Raw genomic sequence first — 14,695 nt, 5'->3', positions numbered from 1 at the left:
CGCCGGCGACCTGCCGCGCCCGCGCCGGACCGTCGGCAGGCCGCGCGTCCGAGCTGTGAGCCATATTCATATCCGGATGTTGATCTGTGCGCTAGCTTAGCATCTCGCCACGCCGCACCATTGCCGCATGAATACTCTTTCGTCATCGACGTCGCGCGGCGCGCGACAGCCGCTCGTCGCGGCAGCCGCGGTGGCGTTCACGATCGTCTCGTGGGCGTCCGCCTTCCCGTTCATCCGGATCGGCCTGCAGGGCCTCGCGCCGCTGCAGCTCGCGGCGGCGCGCTTCGCGACCGCGGCGGTGCTCGTGATCGCGTGGCTCGCATGGCGGCGGCCGCCGCTGCCGACGAAAGCCGATGCGTGGCGCTTTCTCGCGTGCGGCCTGCTCGGCATCGCACTCTACAACGCGCTGCTCAATACCGGCGAACAGACCGTGTCGGCCGGCGCGGCGAGTTTCATCGTGAACACGCTGCCGATCTTCACCGCGTTGCTGGCCGCCGTGTTTCTGCGCGAGCGCTTCAATCGCTGGGGCTGGCTCGGGTCGCTGGTCAGCCTGGCCGGCATCGCGGTGATCGCGCAAGGGCAGCCCGGCGGCCTCGTCCTCGGCTCCGGAAGCACGCTGATCCTCGGCGCGGCGCTGTGTTCGGCCAGCTATTTCGTGTTGCAGCGGCGGCTGATTCCCGTGTACGGCGCGCTGCCGTGCACCGCGTACACGCTGCTGGCCGGCGCGGTATTGCTCGCGCCCTGGCTGCCCGGCGCGCTCGTGTCGCTCGGCGGCGGGTCGCGCGACACGGCGCTGGCCGTCGTGGTGCTCGGCGTCTTTCCCGCCGCGCTCGGGTACGCGACCTGGACCTTCGCGCTCGGCTACTTCGGCGCGGCGCGCGCGGCCAGCTTTCTCTACCTGACGCCGGCGGTCGCGACGCTGCTGTCGGTGGCGCTGACGGGCGAGCGGCCCGGCATCGCGACGGCGTGCGGCGGCCTGCTGGCGATTGCAGGGGTGATCGTCGTCGCGTTGCGCGGACGGTCGTAGGGTCGAGCTTGCAGTGGATTGCATGGCGATGCTCCGAAAGCACACGCGGGCCGGCCCAACACGCCTCCGTCTTGCCGAACCCGATAAATGGTTCAGCCGGTGCAATCGGCACCCACTCCCGTGGCGTTACCGAACTTGACCGTTAGTTGCATATATACAGCAATCGCGCTTGATGAAGCATGACCTCGAAACCGGATACGCGATTCTCGAGTGACCAAACTGTGCAGACAAATCGACCGAACAGTTCCCGATTGACCGCGCGTCAGTGTCCATGGCTTCGTCGCGGCGACCGGCCGAATAATGGATGCGGCCGTAAGGCCGACGACAGCGAATCGCAACCTGCGGCTCGCCGCAGTGCACGATTTCCGGCATCCGGAGCCTTCGACGGCCGGGCGTCGACCGGTGCCGCGCCGGCCCGCTGCGGGATTCGCCGCAGCGCGCAAAAGCGGCTTCATATATATTCATACGATTGCATGACGTCCAGCGGCAACGCAGGTCTGTCGGCCGGGCGCCATGCAAGTGAAGCCCATGATGGGTATGGAGACTCGTCCGACCGCCCCGGCCCCGCAGCCGGCCAGTCGAGACGTCAATAGAAAGACATTCAATCCGGAGATGGCAGATGGAACGAAGCACTGTCGGCATGCGCTGCAAACCCCTGATCACCGTTGCACTGGCAGCCGCCGCGTTCGCGGCCGCGTCGAGCGCGATGGCCGACCAGGTCGTGAAGATCGGCAGCGTCGAACCGACGACGGGCGGTATCTCGCACCTCGGCAAGGACAATGAGAACGGCGCGCGCCTCGCGGTCGAGGAAATCAACGCGAAGGGCCTGACGATCGGCGGCAAGAAGATCACGCTGCAATTCGACGCGCAGGATGACGCGGCCGACCCGCGCCAGGCCACCCAGGTTGCGCAGAAGCTCGTCGACGACAAGGTCGTCGCCGTCATCGGCCACCTGAACTCGGGCACGTCGATTCCGGCGTCGAAGATCTACAGCGACGCGGGCATCGTGCAGATCTCGCCGTCGGCCACGAACCCGACCTACACGCAGCAAGGCTTCAAGACGACCTACCGTGTGGTCGCCACCGACGCGCAGCAGGGCCCCGCGCTCGCGAGCTACGCGCAGTCGAAGGGCGTGAAGAGCGTGGCGGTGGTCGACGATTCGACCGCGTACGGCCAGGGTCTCGCGAACGAGTTCGAGAAGAAGGCGAAGGCGCTCGGCCTGAAGGTGCTGTCGCACGACGCGACCAACGACAAGGCGGTCGACTTCCGCGCGATCCTGACGAAGATCAAGGGCGAGAACCCCGACGCGATCATGTACGGCGGCATGGACGCCACCGGCGGCCCGCTCGCGAAGCAGGCGAAGCAGCTCGGCCTGCGCGCGAAGATCCTGTCCGGCGACGGCGTATGCACCGATTCGCTGGCCGAACTGGCCGGCCCGGCGGCCGACAACGTGCTCTGCTCGCAGGCAGGCGCGGCGCTCGAGAAGATGCCGGGCGGCGCGGGCTTCCTCGCGAAGTACCAGAAGCGCTTCAACCAGGGCATCAAGTTCGATGCGCCGTTCGCGTATGACGCGGTCTACATCGTGGTCGATGCGATGAAGCGCGCGAACTCGACCGACCCGGCGAAGATCCTCGCGGCAATGCCGGCGACGAAGTACGACGGCGTGATCGGCACGACGACGTTCGACGCGAAGGGCGACCTGACGCACGGGATCATCTCGATCTACGGCTACAAGGGCGGCAAGAAGACCTTCCTCGACCAGGTGAAGATGTAATCCGACGCGGCGCCGGCACGACGGGAACGCCACCCGTCGGCGCCGCCGCGCGGGCAGAATACCGATTCACGGAGACGAAGCATCATGTGTGCAATGGCGTATGCGGAATTCCAACAGGAGTTGAAGAAGGCGCAGTTGACGGCGCGCGAGTTCGCCCGCCTGATCCGGATGAACGAAAGTTCGATCACCAACTATTCGAGCAAGGGCACCGTCCCTTCCCACCTCGCGGTCATCGCGAAACTGATCGGTACGCTGGCCGCGCACGAGATCGACTTCCGGCGCGTGATCCGGCAAATGCGGATCGAGCCGAAACGGCCGCGCGGCGTCGGCGTGCTTCCCGCAGCGGAAAAACCGCGCTCGCGGAAAGCGGCGAAAGCCGACGCCTGACCAGCGCTGGCCCAGGTCGAAAGCGGCACGGGGATTGCCGCTCGACGCGCGAGGGACGCGCCCTTACGGGCTGCACCGCTACAGCATCACCCCACCGCCCGCACATGATCGAGCAGCGCCTGCAGCGGATGGCGCACCTGCTTCGACGACAGGCGTTTCACCTGGCTGCGACACGAATACCCGGTCGCCAGCGCCTCGCCCTCCTGCTGCGCCCCGTCGACGTGCGCGGCCCACGACTGCGCATAGATCGTCTTCGACGTCGCGAGATTGCGCGCCTCGTGCCCGTACGTGCCCGACATCCCGCAGCACCCGGTCGCCTGAACCTGCAAGCGCAGCCCGCGACGCGCGAACACCTGCGCCCATTGCTTGCCGCTGTCGGGCGCATTGGTTCTTTCGGTGCAGTGCGGCAGCAACCGGTATGGAACCGTTGCCCCGCCCGCACCCGCTTGCGGCAGCGCATCCAGCAACCATTCCTGCGGCAGCGCGACCTTCGGCACGTCGGCGAGCCCGGTCACCTTCAGGTATTCCTGCCGATACGTGAGCGTCATCGCCGGATCGAGGCCGACCAGCGCGACACCCGAGCGCGCCAGTGCGGCCAGTTGCGTCGCGTTGCGGATCGCCGCCTTTTCGAATGCGTGAAGAAAGCCCTGCACGTGTAGCGCCTTGCCGTTCGGCGCGAGCGGCGCGAGCCACACCTGAAAGCCCAGGCGCGCCGCCAGCTCGATCAGCGTCGCCAGTTGCTCGGTATCGAAATAGCGCGTGAACGTGTCCTGCACGATGACGACGCTGCGCGCGCGCTGCGCCTCGCTCAGCGCGGCGAGCGCATGCGGGTCGGCCGGCTTCACGCGCCATGCGCGGATCACGGCCGCGAGATCGAAGCGGCTCAGCAGCGGGCTGTCGACCATGCCGACCTGGCGCTCGAGCAGCGTCCTCACCCAGCCGGCGCCCATCAGCCCGTTGTACACAGCGGGCACGCGCGCCATCCACGGCATCGTGAATTCGAGCGAGCCGATCAGGTAGTCGCGCAACGGCCGCAGGTAACGCTGGTGATACAGCTCGAGAAAGCGCGAGCGAAACTCGGGCACGTTGACCTTGACCGGGCACTGCCCCGCGCACGACTTGCATGCGAGGCACCCGGCCATCGCGTCGTACACCTCGTGCGAGAAATCCGCGTCGCCATCGCGGGCGTTGCGGGCGTTGCGGCTGTTGCGCCAGCGCTCGGCCAGCCCGCGCAGGAACGGCTGCCGCGTGCGCGCCGCCGCGACGACGTCGACGCCGGCCTGCCCTTGCAGACGCAACCATTCGCGCATCAGCGACGCGCGCCCCTTCGGCGACTGCACGCGTTCGCGCGTCGCCTTCCACGACGGGCACATCGCGTCGTCCGGATCGAAGTTGTAGCACGCGCCGTTGCCGTTGCAATGCATCGCGGTGCCGTAGCTTTGCCACACGCGCTCGTCGATCTGCCGGTCGTGTTCGCCGCGCGTCGGCACCTCGTCGATCTTCAGCAGCCGCAGCGTGGGGTCCGGCGGCGTCGCGATCTTGCCCGGGTTGAACTGGTTGTGCGGATCGAACGCGGCCTTCAGCTGCTGCAGCGACGGATACAGCTCGCCGAAAAACGCCGGCGCATATTCGGAGCGCACGCCCTTGCCGTGCTCGCCCCATAACAGGCCACCATGGCGCTGCGTGAGCTCGGCCACCGCATCCGACACGGGCCGCACCAGCGCGGCCTGCTTCGGGTCCTTCATGTCGAGCGCCGGGCGCACGTGCAGCACGCCGGCATCGACGTGGCCGAACATCCCGTACTGCAGCCCGTGGCCGTCGAGCAGCGCGCGGAATTCGGCGATGTACGCGGCGAGATTCTCGGGCGGCACCGCGGTGTCCTCGACGAACGGCTGCGGACGCGCCTCGCCCTGCACGTTGCCGAGCAGGCCGACCGCGCGCTTGCGCATCGCATACACGCGCTTCACCGCGTCGTCGCCGGCCGCGAGCGTATGGCCGAGACGCTCCACGCTCGTATCGGTGCGCAGATGCTCGACGAACGCACGCACGCGTGCATCGACGTCGCGTTCGTCGTCGCCGCTGAATTCGATCAGGTTGATGCCGAGCGTCGGACGCGCGTCGTCCTGCGGGAAATACTCGGCCACGCTGCTCCACACGAAGTCCTTCATCGCGAGCATCAGCACCTTCGAGTCGACCGTCTCGATCGACAGCGGCGCGAGCTCGAGCAGCGCGCGCGCATCGCGCAGCGCGTCCATGAAGCCCGCGTAGCGCACGTTGACCAGCACCGAATATTTCGGAATCGGCAGCACGTTGAGCTTCGCCTCGACGACGAAGCCGAGCGACCCTTCCGCGCCGCACAGCACGCTGTTCAGGTTGAAGCGGCCGTCGGGTTCGCGCAGGTGCGCGAGGTCATAGCCGGTCAGGCAGCGGTTGAGCTTCGGAAATTTCGCGTCGATCAGCGCCGCCTTGTCGTCGCTGATGCGCCGCGCGGTGCGATACACCTTGCCGACGCGGTCCTGCCGCGCGCAGCGGCGCGCCAGTTCTTCATCGTCGAGCGCGTCGCTGCGCAGCCGCTCGCCGCCCATCAGCACGAAATCGAGTTCGAGCACGTGATCGCGCGTCTTGCCGTACGTGCAGCTGCCCTGTCCGCTCGCGTCGGTGTTGATCATCCCGCCGACGGTCGCACGGTTCGACGTCGACAGCTCCGGCGCGAAGAACAGCCCGTGCGGCTTCAACGCCGCATTGAGCTGATCCTTGACGACGCCCGCCTCGACGCGCACCCACCGCGCTTGCGCGTTGATTTCGAGGATCCGGTTCATGTTGCGCGACAGGTCGACGACGATGCCGTCGGTCAGCGACTGCCCGTTGGTGCCGGTGCCGCCGCCGCGCGCGGCCACCGCGACGTCGCGGTGCGCGGGTTCGGCCAGCAGTCGGGCCAGCAGCTGCACGTCATCCGCATGCGCGGGGCAGATCACCGCCTGCGGCAGGCGCTGGTAGATCGAGTTGTCGGTGGCCTGCACGGTCCGGTTCGCGTGGTCCGCGCGGATTTCCCCGGCGAAGCCGGCGGCCTGCAGCGCGGCGAGAAAATCGCGGTAAACGTTCGCGGACGGGCTGGCGGGACGGGGCAACGGGGCGATCGACATGGTGCAAAGGCGCAATGTGGGTGGAGCCGGCCGGTTCACGCACGCCAAAACATGATTTTTTGGCAAGTTTCCGCCCAACCGGGAATTGCAGTATCTTTCGATATTCCGCCAGAAACAAACGAATTCTTACCCGGCGAAGCTTGCATAAAACTCATGAATTACCGTCGCCTCACCCCGTCGATGTCACTGCTGCTCGTGTTCGAGGCCGCCGCGCGGCATGAAAGCTATACGCGTGCGGCCGAAGAACTGTCGCTGAGCCAGAGCGCGATCAGCCGGCAGGTGCAGACGCTCGAGGATCAGCTCGGCGTGCCGCTGTTCCGGCGCGAGGGCCGCTCGGTCAAGCTGACCGAAGTCGGCCGCCGCTACTTCGCCGAGCTGAGCGGCGCGCTCGGGCGCATCCGCGGCGCGACGCTGCAGGCGATGTCGCACCAGGCCGGCGCCGGCACGCTGCGGCTGGCCACCCTGCCGACGTTCGGCTCGAAATGGCTGCTGCCGCACCTGCACGGCTTCTACGCCGCGCATCCGGGCGTGACCGTGCACCTTCATTCACGGATCGGTGCGATCGATTTCCTCCACGACGACCTCGACGCGGCAATCACCGTCGGCGCGGCCTGGCCGGGCCTGCACGCGCACCGGCTGTACAACGAATTCCTGATCGCGATCGCGCCGCCCGACACGGGCCGCGGCCGCAAGGCCGACGCGCGCACGCCAGCCTGGGCCGCAAAGCAGACGCTGCTGGGCGTGACGAGCAATCAGCAGGCCTGGGCAGAGTGGTTCTCGCACTATCGGCTCGACCATCGCCAGATGCGGATCGGTCCGAGTTTCGAGCTGACGTCGCACCTGATCCAGGCCGTGCGCGCGGGAATGGGGATCGGGCTGGTGCCGAAGGTGCTGGTGGAGGACGAATTGAGCCGCGGCGAGCTCGTGTCGATCGGCGACGCGATTACCAGCCAGCGCAGCTATTACCTCGTCTACCCGCCGGGCAACGAAACGCTGCCGTCGCTGGTCGCGTTTCGCGAATGGCTGCTGACGTCGTGCTGACGCGCTTGCGGCGACGTGCCGGTCAGGCGCGCCACTCGCCGAGAATCTGCTCGGCAAGGTAGTCGCACGGCGGCCGCGCGGACTGCGCGCTGCGCGCGAGCACGACCTCGAGTTCGCCGAGCGACGGCAGCCCGTGGCTCTCCGACAGCTGCAACAGGTGATCGGGCACGCAGCAGCGCGCGAGCGGCGCGATCGCGAGGCCGGCCTCGACCATGCTGAGCAGCCCGAGGAAACTCGGGCTTTCGTACGACATCCGGAACGGAATCTTCCGCCGGTTCAGCGCCTTGATCGCATGATCGCGCGCCATGCTGCCATGTGAGAACAGCGCAACCGGCAGCGGCCGCTCTTCCCACACGTTCCGTTTCGGCGATCCCGTCCAGACGATCGGCTCGAGCCGGATCAGCTCGCCGGACACGCCCTTGACGCGGGTCAGGCACGCGAGGTCGACCGTGTTGTCCTTCAGCATCGGCACGAGCGCACTGCTCGGCTGGCCGATCACGCGCACTTCCACACGCGGATGCATCGCGGCGAACTTGCCGAGCACCTGCGGCAGCAGCGACGAGATGTAATCGTCGGGCACGCCGATCGTCACGCGGCCGCGGATCTCCGGGCGCACGACCGACGCCCACGCCTCGTCGCGCATCGCGAGCATCCGGCGGCCGTAGTCGGCAAGCATCCTGCCGTCGTCGGTCGGCGTCACGTTGCGCGTGTCGCGGATGAACAGCAGCTTGCCGAGCGCGTCTTCCAGCGTCCTGATCTGCATGCTCACCGCCGACGGCGACCGGTGCACGGCCTGCGCGCCCTGCGCGAACGATCCGGATTCCGCGACGGCCACCACCATCGCGAGCACATCGAGGTCGAGCTTCTTCATGTGAATTCAGAAAAACTGATCAATCGATTCAGTTTATCCCGTTTTACTGTTCACCTCCATCGCCGGAGAATGAATTCCGTCAGCACTCACTCGACGCAGGAAGCGGAAAACATGCAAACGTCCGGATCGCTCTACGGGTTTCTCGTCATCGGCGGCATGCTCGCGGTCACGCCGGGGCCGAACATGGTCTACGTGATGTCGCGCTCGATCGCGCAAGGGCGGGCGGCGGGCCTCGTTTCGCTCGCGGGCGTGATGCTCGGCTACCTGTTCTACATGTTCGCCGCGGCATTCGGCATCACGACGCTGTTCATGAGCGTGCCCTATGCGGGCAGCGTGCTGGGCGCGGTCGGGGCGACCTATCTGCTGTACCTCGCCTGGCAGGCGGTGCGGCCCGGCGGCCGCTCGCCGTTCGAGGTGAAGACGTTGCCGAACGAGCAGCCGCTGCGGCTGCTCGCGATGGGCGCGACGACCAGCGTGCTGAACCCGAAGCTCGCGATGCTGTTCGTGTCGCTGTTGCCGCAGTTCATCGACTACGGGCATGGCGGCGTGTTCGGCCAGTCGCTGTTTCTGGGCTCGCTGCTGATCGCCGCATTCGCGTCGGCCAACGGGCTGGTGGCGATCTGCTCGGGCAGCCTGGCGAAGTTCCTGCACGGCCGCCCGACGCTGCTGCTCGCGCAGCGCTGGGCGATGGGCGCGGTGCTCGGCGGCCTTGGCGTGGAAATGCTCGTCGAGGCGTCGAAGTCGGCGGGCATCGCGTAAGCATCGTGCCGCCGCGCGGGCGGCGGCCCGCGTCACGCGGCAACGGCCTGCCGCTGCGCCTCGAGTTCGCGCACGAGCGGCAGCACGCGCTTGCCGAAATACTCGACTTCCTCGATGAAATGCAGGAACCCGGCCAGCACGAGATCGACGCCGATCGCCTTCAGCGCGACGATCCGCTCGGCGATCTGCTGCGGCGTGCCGATCAGGTTCGTGCGGAAGCCGTCGTTGTACTGCACGAGATCCTCGAACGTCGATTTCGCCCAGTTGCCTTCGCCTTCGGGCGACGCCTTGCCGGCCTGCTTCACCGCATCGCCGAACGCGTGCACGGCCTCGACGTGCGCATGCCGGATGATGTCGTCGAGCACGGCCTTCGCTTCTTCCTCGGTGTCGCGCGCGATCACGAATGCATTGACGCCGATGCGCACGCGATGGTTGTTCGCCGCCGCCTTCGCGCGAATGTCGTCGATCTGCGCCTTCAGGTTCTCCGGCGTATTGCCGTTCGTGAAATACCAGTCCGACACGCTCGCCGCGTTGTCGCGCGCCGCGCGCGAGCTGCCGCCCTGGAAGATTTCCGGATGCGGCTTCTGCAAAGGCTTCGGGCTCAGCGTGTAGTCGTTGAAGCGGTAGAAGTCGCCCTTGAACGTGAAGTTGTCCTGGGTCCAGATGCCCTTGAGCGCCTGGATGAATTCCTTCGAGCGCCGATAGCGTTCGTCGTGCTCGAGCCACGGCTCGCCGATCGCGGTGAATTCGCCCTTGAACCACCCGCTCACGACGTTGATCGCGATGCGTCCGTTCGAGATGTGGTCGATCGTCGCGAGCTGCTTCGCGACCACGGCCGGATGCCACGGCCCCGGCAGGATCGCGGCGAGCACCTTGAGCTTCGTCGTCGCATGCAGCAGCGCCTGGCTGAACGACACCGACTCGTGCTGGTATTCCGCGCCGTAGCCGGCCGTGAAGCGGATCTGGCTCAGCGCGTAGTCGAAGCCGGCCGCCTCGGCCGTGCGCGCGAGCTTCTGGTTGTATTCGAGGCTCCAGTCGGTGCGCTGCTCGATCGTGCTGACGACGAGGCCGCCGCTGACGTTCGGCACCCAGTACGCGAATTTGACGCCATCGGCGGAAGGGTCGGGAAGGCTCATGAAGGTGTCCTGGTCGAAGGGGAAACGAAAAAGCGGCTTACGCGGCCGCGGCGGAAAGCACGGGCGCACGCAGTTGCGGCACCGCGCGATTCACGGCGAGCGCGATGCGCTCGCGCAACGCCGGACTGGCGATCTGGTACTGGTCGAAATCGCTTTCGGACGCATACACGCCGATCGGCAGCGTGCGCGCCTGGAAGAAGCTGAACAGCGGGCGCAGCTGATGGTCGATCACCAGCGCATGGCGTTCGCTGCCGCCGGTGGCCGCGAGCAGCACCGGCACGTCGACGAGCGCGTCGTGGCGCACAAGGTCGAACAGGTGCTTGAAGAGGCCCGTGTACGACGCGCGATACACCGGGCTCGCGACGACGAGTGCGTCAGCCGTCTCGATCGCGCGGATCAGCGCATCGAGATCAGGCGGTACCTGCGCACGCGTGAGCGCGCCGGCCAGCCGGCTGCCGATCTCGCCGAGTTCGATCAATCGCGTCTCGATCGGCAGCGCGGCGCCGAGCGCCGTGACGATCGCGTCGGTCAGCGCGAGCGTGCGCGACGGCCGCTGCAGGCTGCCCGATATCGCGACGACGTTGAGGGTGTGGCTCATGCAATGCGTTCCCGTGGTGAAGCCGCGCGCAATGCGGCGATACCGGTTCGGGGCAGCAAGGAGCGTGCCATTGGCGCGGTTGCGTGACGGAAATTTCGTCTGCACCGCGAAGTTTCTCGCCATCGCCCGTCAGAAATGGCGCTCGACCAAATGCGCGGCAGTGGCAAGCGTTCCGGTTCGCGCGTCACATCGATATTCCGTCACGCGATGAATCCGGTGCAGCGGGTCTGCTGACGCGCTGCTGATCAGGCAGCAGCGCGTCACGCACGATAGCGCTGAATTCGATGCTGCGACGTCACTGCCCCGTCGCTCTTCCGCGCCATTGCGGGTTCCGCAGCAATCGCGCTTTGGTTATCAGAAATCGATGCTTTTCGCGCGCGGCGAAACGTTCAACACTTTGCTGATCACGCAGCAGCCGACCCGCATTGCCCGGCCATCCAACGGTTCATCGCCATGACTTCCATTTCCGCATCGCCGCGCCCGCTCAATCTTCGTGTCGTTACCGCTTCCCGCGACCCCGCAGGCCTTCAAGCCGCGGCGCCCGTGCGCACGCTGCCCGAACGCCACGCGCAGGCCCGCGCCCAGGCGCAGGTGTTCGCCGATCCGCGTTCGCTCGCGCTGCTCGAACAGGTTCGCCGCGTCGCACCGAGCGACGCGAACGTGCTGATCGTCGGCGAGACGGGCACCGGCAAGGAACTGATCGCACGGCACGTGCACGAGCTCGGCGCCCGTCGCGACGGGCCGTTCGTCGCGGTGAACTGCGGCGCGTTCTCCGAAACGCTCGTCGATAGCGAACTGTTCGGCCACGAAAAAGGCGCGTTTACCGGCGCATTCAGCGCGAAGCCCGGCTGGTTCGAAGCCGCGCACGGCGGCACGCTGTTTCTCGACGAAATCGGCGACCTGCCGCTCGCGATGCAGGTGAAACTGCTGCGCGTGCTGCAGGAGCGCGAGGTCGTGCGGCTCGGTTCGCGCACGGGCATTCCGGTCGACGTGCGTGTGGTCGCGGCGACCAACGTCGACTTGCAGCAGGCGGTCACGGCCGGACAGTTTCGCGGCGACCTGTTCTACCGGCTCAATGTCGTGCAGCTCGCGGTCCCGCCGTTGCGCGACCGTCCGTGCGACATCCTGCCGCTCGCGCGCCACTTCTTCGACATTTACCGCGACCGGCTCGGCGGCGGCCCGCGCCGCATCGATCCGCGCGCCGAACGCCGGCTCGAGGCACACGGCTGGCCCGGCAATATCCGCGAACTGGAGAACGTGATCCATCATGCGCTGCTCGTGAGCCGTCACGACGTGCTGCAGGACACCGACCTGCACATCGCGCCGCCGTGTGTGCCGGCCGTGGCCGCGCAGGCAACCGAGTCGTCCGCCGATGCACAGGCGGCGCTCGAGCATGCGCTTCGCGAACTGTTCGACGACGGGCACGGCAACCTGTTCGAACACATCGAGGACACCGTGATGCGTGTCGCGTTCGAATTCAGTCACCGCAACCAGATCCGCGCCGCGCAGTTGCTCGGCATCAGCCGCAACGTGCTGCGCGCGCGGCTGATTCGCGCGAAGGCGATCACCGCGCTGAAATAGCGGCATCCGGCGGGCGCCGTCGCTCGGCCCCGACGCCATCGCAGCGCGATCCGTGCCGCAACGTCCGAACCTGATGTATCTTGGCGCGAAGCGTACGCTTCGTTGTCCACCCCGCATCCGGTCGCCCGTTACGCGGCCATCCGCGACCGGCAACGACGCACGCACGATCCTCCGCAACACGAAAGCCGACCGGCGCCCGTGCGCGCCCGGCCGAGCCCTGTTCACCCGTCCGGAATCCGTCGCCATGAAAAAGCTTGTGAACCGCCCGTCCGACGTCGTGCGAGAAATGCTGGAAGGCATCGCACGGCAATCGCCGCATCTCGCGATCCTCGGCGACGAGCACGTGCTCGTCCGCCAGCCGCTGCCGGAGCCGTCGCAGCGGCCGGTCGCGATCCTGTCCGGCGGCGGCAGCGGCCACGAGCCCGCGCACGGCGGCTACGTCGGCGAAGGGATGCTGAGCGCCGCCGTGTGCGGCGAAGTGTTCACGTCGCCGTCGACCGACGCCGTGCTCGCCGCGATCCGCGCGAGCGCCGGCCCGAACGGCGCGCTGCTGATCGTGAAGAACTACACCGGCGACCGGCTCAATTTCGGGCTCGCCGCCGAACTGGCGCGCGCGGAAGGCATTCCGGTCGAAACCGTCATCGTCGCCGACGACGTGTCGCTGCGCGGCCGCGTCGAGCGCGGCCAGCGGCGTGGGATCGCCGGCACGGTGCTGATCCACAAGCTCGCGGGCGCCGCCGCCGCGCGCGGACTGCCGCTGGCCCGCGTCGCGAGCATTGCGCGCGACGCGGCGGCCGAACTCGGCACGATGGGCGTCGCGCTCGACGGCTGCACGATCCCGGGCGCAGACAAATCGGGCTTCAGCCTCGCCGATCACGAGATCGAGCTGGGCCTCGGCATCCACGGCGAGAAAGGCGTCGAGCGCCGCGCGCCGCTGCCGGCCGATGCGCTGGCCGACACGCTGCTGTCGAGCATCGTCGCCGATCTCGTGCTCGACCGCGACGAACGCGTCGCGCTGTTCGTCAACGGCCTCGGCGCGACGCCGGACATGGAGCTCGCGATCGTGCTGCGCGCCGCGTTCGACAACCTGAGCCGGCGCGGCATCGTCGTCGCGCGCGCATGGGCCGGCACGTTCCTGTCCGCGCTGAACATGCCGGGCTGCTCGATCTCGGTGCTGCGGCTGAACGACGAACGCGCGGCGCTGCTCGACGCGCCGACGCAAGCGCGCGCCTGGCCGGGCGGCGGCCTCGTGAACACGCGGATTCGCATGGCCGCAGCCGTGTCGCAAGATGCATCGCCGCCGCCGCTCGATGCGGCCGGCCGCGCATGGGCCGCGCGCCTGCAACCGGCGCTGCACGCGGTGGCGCAGACGCTGATCGACCACGAGCAGACGCTGACGGATCTCGACGCGGCAGCCGGCGACGGCGATCTCGGCGCGAGCATGCGGCGTGCCGCGCAGGCGATCCTCGAATTGCCCGACACCGCGTACGGCACGCCGGCCGGTGCGCTCGCGGCGCTCGGCGCCGCATTGCGCCGCGCGATCGCCGGCAGCTCCGGGCCGTTCTATGCGACCGCGCTGCTGCGCGCGTCGCGCCGGCTGGCCGATGGCGCCGATAGCGCCGAGCCGTCACCGCGCGACTGGGCCGCGGCGTTCCGCGCGGCGGTGGATGCGATCAGCGAACTCGGTGGCGCTCAGGCGGGCGACCGGACGATGCTCGATGCGCTGGTGCCGGCCGTCGACGCATTCGGCCGCGCGCTCGACGGCGATCGCGATCCCGCAAGTGCATGGGCGGCGGCCGTCGAAGCGGCGGAACGAGGCGCGGAGGAAACGACGCGCATGACGCCGCGCGCGGGACGGGCCAGCTATCTCGGCGAGCGCGCGATCGGCACGCCGGACGGCGGCGCGGTGGCCGTGTCGTACTGGCTGCGCGCGCTGCTGCCGCACGTGCGGTAACGGGCGCGCGCAGCCGCGCTCAGACGCCTTCGACCAGCACCGCGCGATAGCGCGCGCCCTTGAACCGGTGCTGGACGACCGCCTGGTATTCGGGGCCGCGATACCACGCGTGCGCGGCCTCCTTCGACGGGAACTCGACGATCACGACACCTTCCGGGCCTTCACCCTCGAGGATTTCCTGCGGCCCATAGGCGGCAAGCACCTTCACCGGATGACCGGCAAGGGTCGCGCCGACCTGGCTCGCGTAGATGTCGAGCTCATGCTGGTCCTGCGTGCTTTCCCGCGTAAAGACGATGTAGGTCGCCACGATATGCGCTCCTGATCAAGGGTGAAAAAAGGGACGCCACGCGCGGCACGGTCCGAGGAATTCGGCGTGGCAGCGCGCAGCTTACCGCCGTTCGCCGGCCGGCGCCGCGACGAGCCG

General features: G+C 68.1%; 12 protein-coding genes. 7 read left to right on the top strand and 5 right to left on the bottom strand.

Going from position 1 to position 14,695, the window contains the following annotated elements; genetic code table 11:
- Positions 1 to 127 precede the first annotated feature (127 nt).
- The 3 genes from JMF86_RS29915 to JMF86_RS29905 all read left to right on the top strand — a co-directional run bounded on the left by JMF86_RS29915 (position 128) and on the right by JMF86_RS29905 (position 3,188).
- A complete protein-coding gene (locus JMF86_RS29915) occupies positions 128 to 1,027 on the top strand; it encodes a DMT family transporter (protein WP_011549321.1) in 900 nt (299 codons plus the stop codon).
- A gap of 619 nt (positions 1,028 to 1,646) precedes the next feature.
- On the top strand, positions 1,647 to 2,801 hold the full coding sequence (locus tag JMF86_RS29910; protein ID WP_006481031.1) for a branched-chain amino acid ABC transporter substrate-binding protein: 1,155 nt from the start codon (positions 1,647 to 1,649) through the stop codon (positions 2,799 to 2,801).
- An 84-nt stretch (positions 2,802 to 2,885) separates the two neighbouring features.
- Positions 2,886 to 3,188, top strand: a complete 303-nt coding sequence (locus JMF86_RS29905; protein WP_006481030.1) for a hypothetical protein — start codon at positions 2,886 to 2,888, stop codon at positions 3,186 to 3,188.
- A gap of 86 nt (positions 3,189 to 3,274) precedes the next feature.
- On the opposite strand, the gene JMF86_RS29900 is transcribed toward JMF86_RS29905, so the two are convergent.
- On the bottom strand, positions 3,275 to 6,331 hold the full coding sequence (locus JMF86_RS29900) for an FAD-binding and (Fe-S)-binding domain-containing protein (RefSeq protein ID WP_201317220.1): 3,057 nt from the start codon (positions 6,329 to 6,331) through the stop codon (positions 3,275 to 3,277).
- Positions 6,332 to 6,484: 153 nt separating this feature from the next.
- Between JMF86_RS29900 and JMF86_RS29895 the strand changes: the two genes are divergently transcribed.
- A complete protein-coding gene (locus tag JMF86_RS29895) occupies positions 6,485 to 7,372 on the top strand; it encodes a LysR substrate-binding domain-containing protein (RefSeq protein ID WP_201317219.1) in 888 nt (295 codons plus the stop codon).
- A 22-nt stretch (positions 7,373 to 7,394) separates the two neighbouring features.
- Here the strand turns inward: JMF86_RS29895 and JMF86_RS29890 are convergent, their stop codons facing one another.
- Complete coding sequence (locus JMF86_RS29890; protein ID WP_201317218.1) at positions 7,395 to 8,243, bottom strand: LysR substrate-binding domain-containing protein; 849 nt, start codon at positions 8,241 to 8,243, stop codon at positions 7,395 to 7,397.
- Positions 8,244 to 8,354: 111 nt separating this feature from the next.
- On the opposite strand from JMF86_RS29890, the gene JMF86_RS29885 reads away from it, so the two are divergent.
- Positions 8,355 to 9,002, top strand: coding sequence for a LysE family translocator (locus JMF86_RS29885; RefSeq protein WP_201317217.1), 648 nt, complete (start codon positions 8,355 to 8,357; stop codon positions 9,000 to 9,002).
- 32 nt (positions 9,003 to 9,034) lie between these two features.
- On the opposite strand, the gene sfnG is transcribed toward JMF86_RS29885, so the two are convergent.
- Together sfnG and msuE are read right to left on the bottom strand one after the other, a co-directional pair.
- Positions 9,035 to 10,138 carry a dimethylsulfone monooxygenase SfnG gene (gene sfnG, locus JMF86_RS29880; protein ID WP_027808118.1) on the bottom strand — a complete coding sequence of 368 codons (1,104 nt, stop codon included), beginning with the start codon at positions 10,136 to 10,138 and terminating at the stop codon, positions 9,035 to 9,037.
- Between the two features lie 37 nt (positions 10,139 to 10,175).
- Complete coding sequence (gene msuE, locus JMF86_RS29875) at positions 10,176 to 10,736, bottom strand: FMN reductase (RefSeq protein WP_011549327.1); 561 nt, start codon at positions 10,734 to 10,736, stop codon at positions 10,176 to 10,178.
- A 453-nt stretch (positions 10,737 to 11,189) separates the two neighbouring features.
- On the opposite strand from msuE, the gene JMF86_RS29870 reads away from it, so the two are divergent.
- Positions 11,190 to 12,317 (top strand): sigma-54-dependent Fis family transcriptional regulator, encoded by a 1,128-nt coding sequence (locus JMF86_RS29870; protein ID WP_201317216.1) that lies wholly within the window; start codon positions 11,190 to 11,192, stop codon positions 12,315 to 12,317.
- A 244-nt stretch (positions 12,318 to 12,561) separates the two neighbouring features.
- The gene (gene dhaL / locus JMF86_RS29865) at positions 12,562 to 14,271 is read left to right on the top strand and encodes a dihydroxyacetone kinase subunit DhaL (protein ID WP_011549329.1); all 1,710 of its coding nucleotides are present in this window, start codon (positions 12,562 to 12,564) and stop codon (positions 14,269 to 14,271) included.
- 19 nt (positions 14,272 to 14,290) lie between these two features.
- Here the strand turns inward: dhaL and JMF86_RS29860 are convergent, their stop codons facing one another.
- Positions 14,291 to 14,578 carry a DUF1330 domain-containing protein gene (locus JMF86_RS29860; RefSeq protein ID WP_011549330.1) on the bottom strand — a complete coding sequence of 96 codons (288 nt, stop codon included), beginning with the start codon at positions 14,576 to 14,578 and terminating at the stop codon, positions 14,291 to 14,293.
- Positions 14,579 to 14,695: the final 117 nt, after the last annotated feature.

It is taken from the genome of Burkholderia sp. E168m15 (assembly GCF_016586105.1).
GTDB classification, from domain to species: Bacteria; Pseudomonadota; Gammaproteobacteria; order Burkholderiales; family Burkholderiaceae; genus Burkholderia; species Burkholderia orbicola.
The sequence above is the reverse complement of the archived record's forward strand: the minus strand, read 5'-3'. Positions and strand labels throughout refer to the sequence as shown.

Bases quoted from the DNA above. Each gene is read 5' to 3' on its own strand.
- JMF86_RS29915 (WP_011549321.1), top strand. From the start codon at position 128: ATGAATACTCTTTCGTCATCGACGTCGCGCGGCGCGCGACAGCCGCTC.
- JMF86_RS29910 (WP_006481031.1), top strand. From the start codon at position 1,647: ATGGAACGAAGCACTGTCGGCATGCGCTGCAAACCCCTGATCACCGTT.
- JMF86_RS29905 (WP_006481030.1), top strand. From the start codon at position 2,886: ATGTGTGCAATGGCGTATGCGGAATTCCAACAGGAGTTGAAGAAGGCG.
- JMF86_RS29900 (WP_201317220.1), bottom strand. From the start codon at position 6,331: ATGTCGATCGCCCCGTTGCCCCGTCCCGCCAGCCCGTCCGCGAACGTT.
- JMF86_RS29895 (WP_201317219.1), top strand. From the start codon at position 6,485: ATGAATTACCGTCGCCTCACCCCGTCGATGTCACTGCTGCTCGTGTTC.
- JMF86_RS29890 (WP_201317218.1), bottom strand. From the start codon at position 8,243: ATGAAGAAGCTCGACCTCGATGTGCTCGCGATGGTGGTGGCCGTCGCG.
- JMF86_RS29885 (WP_201317217.1), top strand. From the start codon at position 8,355: ATGCAAACGTCCGGATCGCTCTACGGGTTTCTCGTCATCGGCGGCATG.
- sfnG (WP_027808118.1), bottom strand. From the start codon at position 10,138: ATGAGCCTTCCCGACCCTTCCGCCGATGGCGTCAAATTCGCGTACTGG.
- msuE (WP_011549327.1), bottom strand. From the start codon at position 10,736: ATGAGCCACACCCTCAACGTCGTCGCGATATCGGGCAGCCTGCAGCGG.
- JMF86_RS29870 (WP_201317216.1), top strand. From the start codon at position 11,190: ATGACTTCCATTTCCGCATCGCCGCGCCCGCTCAATCTTCGTGTCGTT.
- dhaL (WP_011549329.1), top strand. From the start codon at position 12,562: ATGAAAAAGCTTGTGAACCGCCCGTCCGACGTCGTGCGAGAAATGCTG.